Source organism: Orenia sp. (genome assembly GCF_055140805.1).
Genome location: NZ_JBSQYM010000132.1, coordinates 1 through 8,885, shown reverse-complemented (window position 1 = coordinate 8,885; position 8,885 = coordinate 1). Strand labels below are relative to the sequence as shown.

The following is an 8,885-nucleotide window of genomic DNA, read 5'->3' as shown; positions in this document are numbered from 1 at the left end:
TTAATTCGCGTCAATTCGTGAGATTCGTTGCAAAAAATCATTTGAGCTTGTTGTATTACTATAACTGTTAATATGAAATCTTTATCGGTTTCTATATAATTATATTCTTTATTTATTTGAATTGCTTACTTACTAATTAATTTATCTTTTGATTTTTATCCGTGTTTCATCTGTGTTAATCCGTGGCTAATAAATCTTTTTCTTTATGATATTTGTTTTGTAAATACCTCATATGCAGCCTCTAAAAAACATACTTTTCTAATTAATAAAAAATGCTCACACCCACACTCACACTATTATAATCCCGAAAAGCCCATAAATGCCATAGCCATCAGTCCAGCAATCAATAAAGTAATTGGCGCTCCCTTTAAGGCTTCTGGTACATCAGCAAACTCTAATCTCTCTCTCATTCCAGCCATCAATACAATCGCTAAAGTAAAACCAGCCCCTGCACCTAATCCAAATACTGTACTTTCAATAAAATTATAATTATTCATTGGAATCATTAATGCTAAGCCTAAAATAGCACAATTGGTCGTAATCAAAGGTAAGAAGATACCCAATGCTTTATATAATGGTGGACTTACCTTCTTGATTATCATCTCAGTCAACTGTACAAAAGATGCAATCACTAAGATAAACGCCACATACTTTAAATACCCTAATCCTAAAGGAACCAAGATCAGACTATTAACCGCCCAGACACAAACAGCCGAAGTTGTCATTACAAAGGTAGTGGCTAAGCCCATACTGAAAGCCGTTGGTACCTCTTTAGAAACTCCTAAGAAAGGACAAATACCTAAAAATTGAGATAGGATAAAGTTATTAGTTATTGCCGCTGTCATAAAAATCATTACTAAACTACCAAATAATTCTCCTAAATCGCCCATCCTTTAACCTCCTTTTTTTGCATTCAAATGTACAACGTACAGTTGACAATTTACAATTAAGACCTTTAAAACGAAAAGACTTAATAATTTTTGAAGCTACAATAGTCTCTTATTTAGTTAATCTTTTAATTGTACATTATAAATTGTCAATTGTAAATTTATATGCTGTGGCAGCTATCTCCAGTAGAATCTTGCAGTTCTACCTTCACACCAACTGCTCTACTTTTAAAGTAATTAATCACACCTAACACCGTACCTAAGGTCAAAAATGCTCCTGCTGGTAAGACCATAATCAACCATGGTTGAAACCAGTCTCCCATTACCTGTATTGCAAGAGATGTTCCTCTAAATACAGTTCCAAAACCAATCACCTCACGAATAATCCCTAAAAAGGTCAAAGCCCAAGTAAAGCCAATTCCCATTCCTAAGGCATCAGCAATAGTACGATGAACAGGTTGTTTAGAAGCAAAAGACTCAGAACGACCCAAAATCAAACAATTTACTACAATCAATGGAATAAATAACTTAAGTGATTCAGCAATTGCCGGTACATAGGCCTTAGCCGAATAATCAACAATCGTTACAAAGGTAGCAATAATAACAATAAAACTAGGAATTCTAACTTCATCAGGGATTAATTTTTTAACCAGTGAATTTACAATACCAGAGCCTAATAACACAAAGCTGGTTGCTAAACCCATCGCCAATCCATTAGTTGCAGTATTGGTTACTGCTAAAGTCGGACACATCCCCAACAACATTACAAAAACAGGATTCTCTTTCCATAATCCTTTTACAAAGTCTTTCCATAAGGTTAGCACATTACTCACCCCCACTATAAGCCTGTTCTACTGTAGCAATAGCATCCTTTAAGATATCACTAACCGCTTGAGAAGAGATTGTAGCTCCTGCAATAGCATCTACATCCTCTTTAGCTACAAAATTATCAGAGAAAGATTTACCCTGAAACTGTCCCTTAAACTCTTGCTCAGCCATTCTAGCTCCTAAACCTGGTGTATCCAACTGGTCTAGAATCTTCACCTTCAATAATTTCTGATTCTCAATATCCATTCCAATCATCAAGATAATAGTACCTTGAAATCCATTACCTTCATGCTGAAAAGCTACACCTACAGGGCTTCCAGATTTATCTAAGCCTTGATATAATTCTAATCCACCCTTTTCTAACTTTTCATATTTAACCGCTCCAGGGAGCACATCCAAAATAGCCTCTTTCTTAGCTTGAGCAGCATGCTCCTTAATCAATGGAGTTGTCGCTTGATAAACAAAACTCAAGACTAGAGCTGAAATAATCATAATCAAAGTCAATACAACTATTAACTTGATATCTATCTTCTCTTTACCCATTTATCTTCACCTCGCCAAAAGCCCTTGGTAAAGTATACTTATCAATAATTGGTACAAACATGTTCATTAATAATATAGAGTATAATACCCCTTCAGGAAGACCACCATAAACTCTGATAATTACCAATAAGACTCCACAACCAATACCAAAAATCCATCTTCCCTTCTTAGTTACAGGAGTAGTTACCATATCAGTAGCCATGAAAAATGCTCCTAACATAAGTCCTCCTGCTAAGATATGAAATACAGGTCCACCTTTACCAACAAAAGTAGTTAATAAAGCTACTGTTCCCAAATAACCTGCCGGAACTCTCCAATCAATATAACCTTTATAGAGAAGATACAATCCACCTAAAATAATCGCTGCAGCCGAGGTCTCACCTAAAGACCCTCCAACTCTACCTAAAAATAGATCTCTAAAGGCAATATTAGCAGGGTTTTCTGTACCCAAAGGTGTTGCACTAGAGGTTACATCAATCAATTTCCAAGTAGTCATTGCTACTGGGAAACTAGCTAATAAGAAAGCACGACCTACCAAAGCAGGATTAAAGAAATTATATCCTAACCCCCCAAAGACTTGCTTTCCAAGTGCAATGGCTATAATACTTCCTACCATAGCCATCCAGATTGGTAACTCTGGTGGTAAAGTCAAAGCCAATAATAGCCCTGTTACTAAAGCACTAAAATCACTGATAGTTACTGATACTCCCCTTAGCTTTTGGAACAAAGCTTCTGTAATAACTGCTGTAATGGAACAAGCTATAATCAACATTAAAGCAGAGATGCCAAAATAGTATATTGCAGTTAAAGTAGTCGGCAACAAAGCCACTACCACGTTGAACATAATATTAGAAGTACTCTCTTTACTTCTGACATGGGGTCCTGACGAAACCGTTAATCGTCTTCTATTACTCATCACTAAGCCTCCAATCATTCACTTTTTCTTAATTCAGCTTTTAAATTCTCTTTTCCTAGTTTAATCCATTGCAAAATCTCAATATTAGCTGGACAGACATAAGTACAAGAACCACATTCAATACAATCAAGAACATGATAATCCTGTAACTCCAAATTCATTTCAGCCTTAGTCAAATTAACTAGAGCTGTCGGCACTAACTTAGCAGGACATGAATCTACACAGCGCGCACACCTAATACACGGTCCTGTTTTGGGATAAGTTCCAACTTCTTCTTTATTTAAGACTAAGACTCCTGAGGTACCCTTAGTAGCAGGGAGTTCTAAATCACTTTGAGCCTGCCCCATCATCGGACCTCCTAAAATCACCTTATCTGGAATTCCTACAAATCCACCAGACTCTTCAATTAACTGACTAAGTGGGGTACCAATCCTAAAGATTAAGTTCTGTGGATTCTTGACTGCCCCTGTTACTGTGACTGTTCTCTCAATCAAAGGCATACCTGCCTTAATTGCATCAGTAATTGCCACTGCTGTACCTATATTATTAACAACTACTCCCACATCAAGAGGTAACCCTCCCGAAGGTACTTCTTGATCTAATATTGCCTTGATTAATTGCTTCTCTCCACCTTGCGGATACTTAACTTCTAAGGGAACAACACTGATGTTGTCTTCTGCTTTGATGGCTTGCTGAATGCTTTCAATTGCATCTGGCTTATTGACCTCAATCCCAATATACCCATCCTTAGCATTAACCATCTTCATCAAAGCCTTCAATCCATAAATAACCTTATCTGCTTGCTCTACCATAGTACGATGGTCAACAGTCAAATAAGGCTCACATTCAGCACCATTTAAGATAACCTTAGCAACCTTCTTACCTGCTGGAATAGATACCTTGACATGAGTTGGGAAGGTAGCCCCTCCTAATCCAACAATCCCTGCTTCTTTAACAATCTCTTTCAATTCTTCAGCAGATAAATCAATTAAGTCCCCTCTAGCTTTAATCGATTCATCCTTTCTGTCTTCAAAATCATTCTTAATTTGAACTGCCAAAGAACCATTGACCTGCTTAACAGCCAAAACCTCTCCTGATACACTTGCATGTATATCAGCAGAGACAAAACCTGTTGCTTGACCAATCTTCTGACCTAAGTTAACTATATCCCCTTTCTTCACAAGAGGCTTAGCAGGTGCCCCAATATGCTGTTGAAGAGGAATAATAACTTGTTCAGGTTGGCTAGCAAACTTAAAGGCTTTGCCTGCTGTCAACTCTTTATTATACTTTGGATGAATCCCCTGTTCAAAAGTTCTAACCTTCAACCTTTTCACCCCTTTTTTATAATACTTTTAAATTAATAACTTAAAAAATATATAAACAACTCTATAATGAAACAATAAAAAGATAGTGTGATACTTTTTGGAATCTGGAATCAGTAGTCAGGAATCAGTTATAAAGACTGGTTCCAGATTCCTGATTCCCGACACGAAAGTGTCGCTATATATCCATTAATTTTTATTTTAAATTCACATATCTATACCATCAACAAAGATATAATTTTTGGTAATAATGAAATCTTCTGAAATACAATCTCATTAAACTTAGCTTTTATATCAAATTCTATTAATCTTAATATTAAATCTCCTTTTACTTAAAATTAGTTAATTTTATATTAAATTTTTGTAAAGAAAAATTTCATTATACTCTTATATTACAATTTCAGAATAAACAAGTCAAGTATTTGGCTCTTAATTATAATTTTCACAATTTTATGTGATATTTCTCACATTATTTCAGTTTTCCTCCCGTTTACTCCCTTTAAAGCCAATTCCATCTCCTTCACCTTCGGAGCTTTCATATATAATTTCATGCTCTTTTTTATATCATGAAGATAATGAGCATCAGAATTACTAATAAATGAGTAATTATCAATTGTACTAAACTTATCAATCACCTTTGAAATTTTAGTCTTTGAAGAAATTTCAAAGATAGATCCATCTAAATCAGGTGGTATAAATCCTAAATTTGATATAATACTATAATTGGGTTTATCTATATGAGAAGGAATTGCTATCCCTCCTAAATCTTTTACCTCTTTGATTACATCATTAATGCTTAAAGTAGTTGCTGTTAACAGTAATCTCTCTACTCTACCAATATAATCATCACTATGGTCAGTTAATAATTGGGGACCAAAGATCTCCTCATTGTTCTTAAAATCAGGTAAAGAGTCATATACCTTATCTTGCCATAATAAAACCTGTTGTAAGGTATCAAATAAACATATTAGGTGTATCTCCTCAACAGTCTCTACTTCCATTCCAGGAATAATAGTCAAAGGAGTACCCTTAGCCAAATCTAAAGCTACTCCAATATTTTCAGCTGAATTGTGATCAGTAATTGCAATTAAATCTAAGCCTATTTCTAAAGATCGATTAATTATATTCTGCGGAGTCATCAATAAATCACCACAGGGGGATAAGACACTATGAATATGAAAGTCAGCTATAAAAGATTTCATCACTATTTAATTCCTAATTGATACAACTTACCTGCTAATTCATAGGTATCTAATTTGCTACGCAAGAGATTAATCCCTAACTCTTTGGCTTTTTTGATAGTGTCATCATCAATAGAGAAGTTCTCTGTTACTAAAATTCCAGATAACTCTATTAATTGAGCAATAGCTACTATATTCTGATGTCCCTGAATAGTAATCCATAAATTCCCCGAACTACTTCTAGCCATTACATTACTCAATAAATCAGAAGCATATCCTCCTGTCACTTCAATCTCTAAATTCCCCTCTACTACAACCTCAAGATTTAATCTATCAATTACCTCTTTAATCTTCATTATTATCAGCCTCCTCTTGATTTCTCTTCATCACAGGTGGTAGAGCATGAGCTAAAGTTGCCATCTCATCAGCCAAATCAGCTACCTGCTGACGTAGGATAAAGATACAATCAGTTCTACTTGCTAAGCCATTGATAATATCCTCTGCCAGAGTACGACAATCTGGAGCACCACATGCAGCACAATCTAGACCTGGTAAAACCTCTATCTCTTCTTCTAACCTAGTTAATTTAGCCATAGCCACAATTAAATCATCATCCAATGAAGCGATAGACTTCTCTTTAAAAGAATTTTGTAAAGAAAAATCATATTTATTCAAATCCTGTGCAATAAGTTTAATACCCTTTCTAGTTAGATTATGAATATTGAATTCAGCTAAAAAAGGATTCTTAACATTAAACACACCGCCAACACAGCCTGGTTGACAAGCTACCATCTCAAAATATCTGATATGGGCAAGGTCTCCCCTATCTAACTCTTCTAAAACACTCATTACATTATGAATTCCTGACACTGAAACAGTATTTATATCTTCTAAGAGATTTGCTTCTCCTCCACCACTTGCCCAACTAATTCCAAAATAAGGTATATCATAACCCTCTATCTCACAAGAATCATCTAAATTATCAACACGTTTTATCAACTCATGATAGATAGTATCTACTGCTATAGCTCCATCTAGATAACTCTCTTCCATCCCTAAAGGATTATTTACTGTAGTCATCTTAGCAGGACAAGGAGTGATAAAGAAAATACCTATCTCCTCATCATCAGCCCCAAGCTCTGACTTGATAAATTCTCGTGCTCTCTGGGCTATAATCTCCACAGGTGATTTGAACGGAGCTAAATAACCTAACAATTCTGGATAAAGAAGTTGTATCAAGCGCACTACTGCAGGGCATGATGAAGAAATCAAAGTTCTATCATTATCGATTATATACTTCCTAGTAATTTGAGTTAGGGCTTCAGCACCCAATGCTACATCCCAAATTTGAAAAAAACCTAGATCTTTAAGAGCCAATATCACTTTAGCAGGATTTATATTCTGGGTAAATTGCCCATAAAAACTAGGAGGAACTAAAGCAACAGGATATTTATACCCTTTCAAATCTATCAAACCATCAGTAGCTCCGTACTTAGCATGATATTCACAACTTCTAATACACTCTCCACAATCTATACAATATTCTTCCTTTATCTTTGCTTGGCCTTGATGAACCCTAATAGCATTTGTGGGACAGTTTTTAACACAATTGGTACATCCCTTGCATTTATCTGTCTTTAACAGCACAGAATGAATATTACTCACTGGAATCACCACTCTCTCTAAGATAAATCCTTGCCTCTATCTCAGTTCCTTTGCCAACCTCCGTTTCTACATGTAATTCATCAGAATAACGCTTAATATTACAAAGCCCCATTCCTGCTCCAAACCCCATCTCTCTTGCTTTTTGGTTTGCTGTTGAATATCCTGGTTGAAAAGCCTTTTCTATATCAGCAATTCCAGGTCCCTTATCAGAAGCGATTACTCTAACCTCAGAAGGGCTAACCTCTGCTTTTAAACTCCCACCATGAGTATGAATAATGATATTAATCTCTAATTCATAAGTGGCAATAGCTATTTTTCTTATCGTTTGACCAGAAATACCCAATTTATGGAGAAGACTCTTTAACCTACTAGAAGCCTCTCCTCCAACAGAGAAATTACCAGCTTCCACTTCACAGTTTAAAATAACCTGCCTAATCTCATCTTTTTGCAAATTAATCCCTCCATAATAGCTTGTCTGATTTCTATTTTAATTTCGCCAATTTTTCTGCTCTCAATCCAGCAGAATATAATAGACCACAGGCTTGGTATAGAGGCTTATCAGTCTTCATCAAAGGAATACCTCGATCTTTAGCTAGCTCTATTGTCTCTACCGGTGGTTGCTTACCTCTTACAAAAACAATTAAAGATAAATCAGTCATCTCAGCAGTCCTAATCACCTGCGGATTGGTTAGACCTGTTAATAGAACAGTATTTTCTTTAGAAAAAGCCAATACATCACTCATTAAATCGGCTCCACATCCACTTATTAATTCTAAATCTTCAACTCCCTCGACTATGACTTGAGCAGATAATATCTCTCTAACCTCTTTTAATTTCATTATTATTCTTATCCTCCTTATAGAGTCAAACTTAATTTAGTAAGAACTTTATTATGGATTTTCTCAGACCTAAAATCAAATAATTTGTAGACATTAAGTATTTAACTAATAAATTAAAAAATACCTGTTCCCTGCATTATATTAGTTATATCAACAAACTAGAAGAGACAGGACAGTTAAAAGATTGGCTCTTCCACAACTTTTGTAAAAATTAGATTAATAACAGGTAATAAAGTACAAGAAATCGGTTATCAGGAATCTAGAATCAGTATAATTCACAGGTTTCTAACTTCTGATTCCTGATTCTTAAAATTATACCTTTAGCTATAATTAGTGTTAATCACCAAGTTCGTTGTTAAAGCAAAATATTTATTAATATAATTATATCACCAATCATATTGAAATTAAATCCTTTATATAAAGACCAAGAGATGAAAATAATATAATAGAGAGATTACAACACTTTAAGTTATTTGGTAGACAAGTGTCTTAATACCCCAATTATTGCTACTAATCCCTCATCAATGAAATAATTTAATATTGGTCAGATAATATGATTAGAATCCTTTACAAAAAAATCATTAGACCCACAATAATTGTGGGTCTATAGATAAACAACTTTAGAATGTAATTTAAATATCCTAATAATTTAATACCTTTAAGTTCTTAACTAAAAACCTTAAAAGATAACTTTCAGCAACGAA

At 34.7% G+C, this 8,885-nt stretch carries 10 protein-coding genes; all 10 read right to left on the bottom strand.

The genetic code is table 11. From position 1 onward, the window contains the following. Positions 1–296: 296 nt before the first annotated feature. Positions 297–890, bottom strand: a complete 594-nt coding sequence (gene rsxA, locus ACTCDL_RS12170; RefSeq protein WP_463176928.1) for an electron transport complex subunit RsxA — start codon at positions 888–890, stop codon at positions 297–299. Positions 891–1,048: 158 nt separating this feature from the next. Continuing rightward, positions 1,049–1,711, bottom strand: a complete 663-nt coding sequence (rsxE, locus tag ACTCDL_RS12165; protein ID WP_463176924.1) for an electron transport complex subunit RsxE — start codon at positions 1,709–1,711, stop codon at positions 1,049–1,051. Between the two features lies 1 nt (position 1,712). Continuing rightward, positions 1,713–2,258: an RnfABCDGE type electron transport complex subunit G gene (locus tag ACTCDL_RS12160; protein ID WP_463176921.1), complete on the bottom strand. Its 546-nt coding sequence runs from the start codon at positions 2,256–2,258 to the stop codon at positions 1,713–1,715. Further along, positions 2,251–3,174: an RnfABCDGE type electron transport complex subunit D gene (locus tag ACTCDL_RS12155; RefSeq protein WP_463176917.1), complete on the bottom strand. Its 924-nt coding sequence runs from the start codon at positions 3,172–3,174 to the stop codon at positions 2,251–2,253. Before ACTCDL_RS12155 ends, ACTCDL_RS12160 begins: the two co-directional genes overlap by 8 nt. A gap of 14 nt (positions 3,175–3,188) precedes the next feature. Continuing rightward, complete coding sequence (gene rsxC / locus ACTCDL_RS12150) at positions 3,189–4,499, bottom strand: electron transport complex subunit RsxC (RefSeq protein WP_463176915.1); 1,311 nt, start codon at positions 4,497–4,499, stop codon at positions 3,189–3,191. A gap of 461 nt (positions 4,500–4,960) precedes the next feature. Further along, positions 4,961–5,698, bottom strand: a complete 738-nt coding sequence (locus tag ACTCDL_RS12145) for a PHP domain-containing protein (protein WP_463176913.1) — start codon at positions 5,696–5,698, stop codon at positions 4,961–4,963. A gap of 2 nt (positions 5,699–5,700) precedes the next feature. Further along, a complete protein-coding gene (locus ACTCDL_RS12140) occupies positions 5,701–6,033 on the bottom strand; it encodes a DRTGG domain-containing protein (RefSeq protein WP_463176910.1) in 333 nt (110 codons plus the stop codon). Continuing rightward, positions 6,023–7,342 (bottom strand): [Fe-Fe] hydrogenase large subunit C-terminal domain-containing protein, encoded by a 1,320-nt coding sequence (locus ACTCDL_RS12135; protein ID WP_463176908.1) that lies wholly within the window; start codon positions 7,340–7,342, stop codon positions 6,023–6,025. Before ACTCDL_RS12135 ends, ACTCDL_RS12140 begins: the two co-directional genes overlap by 11 nt. After that, a complete protein-coding gene (locus ACTCDL_RS12130; protein ID WP_463176906.1) occupies positions 7,335–7,793 on the bottom strand; it encodes an ATP-binding protein in 459 nt (152 codons plus the stop codon). The genes ACTCDL_RS12135 and ACTCDL_RS12130 overlap by 8 nt, the downstream gene beginning before the upstream one ends. A 31-nt stretch (positions 7,794–7,824) precedes the next feature. Then, positions 7,825–8,181, bottom strand: a complete 357-nt coding sequence (locus ACTCDL_RS12125) for a hypothetical protein (RefSeq protein ID WP_463176904.1) — start codon at positions 8,179–8,181, stop codon at positions 7,825–7,827. Between the last annotated feature and the right edge of the window lie 704 nt (positions 8,182–8,885).

Coding starts and splice junctions, on each gene's coding strand:
- ACTCDL_RS12125 (WP_463176904.1), bottom strand. CDS start 8,181: ATGAAATTAAAAGAGGTTAGAGAGATATTATCTGCTCAAGTCATAGTC.
- ACTCDL_RS12140 (WP_463176910.1), bottom strand. CDS start 6,033: ATGAAGATTAAAGAGGTAATTGATAGATTAAATCTTGAGGTTGTAGTA.
- rsxA (WP_463176928.1), bottom strand. CDS start 890: ATGGGCGATTTAGGAGAATTATTTGGTAGTTTAGTAATGATTTTTATG.
- ACTCDL_RS12160 (WP_463176921.1), bottom strand. CDS start 2,258: ATGGGTAAAGAGAAGATAGATATCAAGTTAATAGTTGTATTGACTTTG.
- ACTCDL_RS12155 (WP_463176917.1), bottom strand. CDS start 3,174: ATGAGTAATAGAAGACGATTAACGGTTTCGTCAGGACCCCATGTCAGA.
- ACTCDL_RS12145 (WP_463176913.1), bottom strand. CDS start 5,698: ATGAAATCTTTTATAGCTGACTTTCATATTCATAGTGTCTTATCCCCC.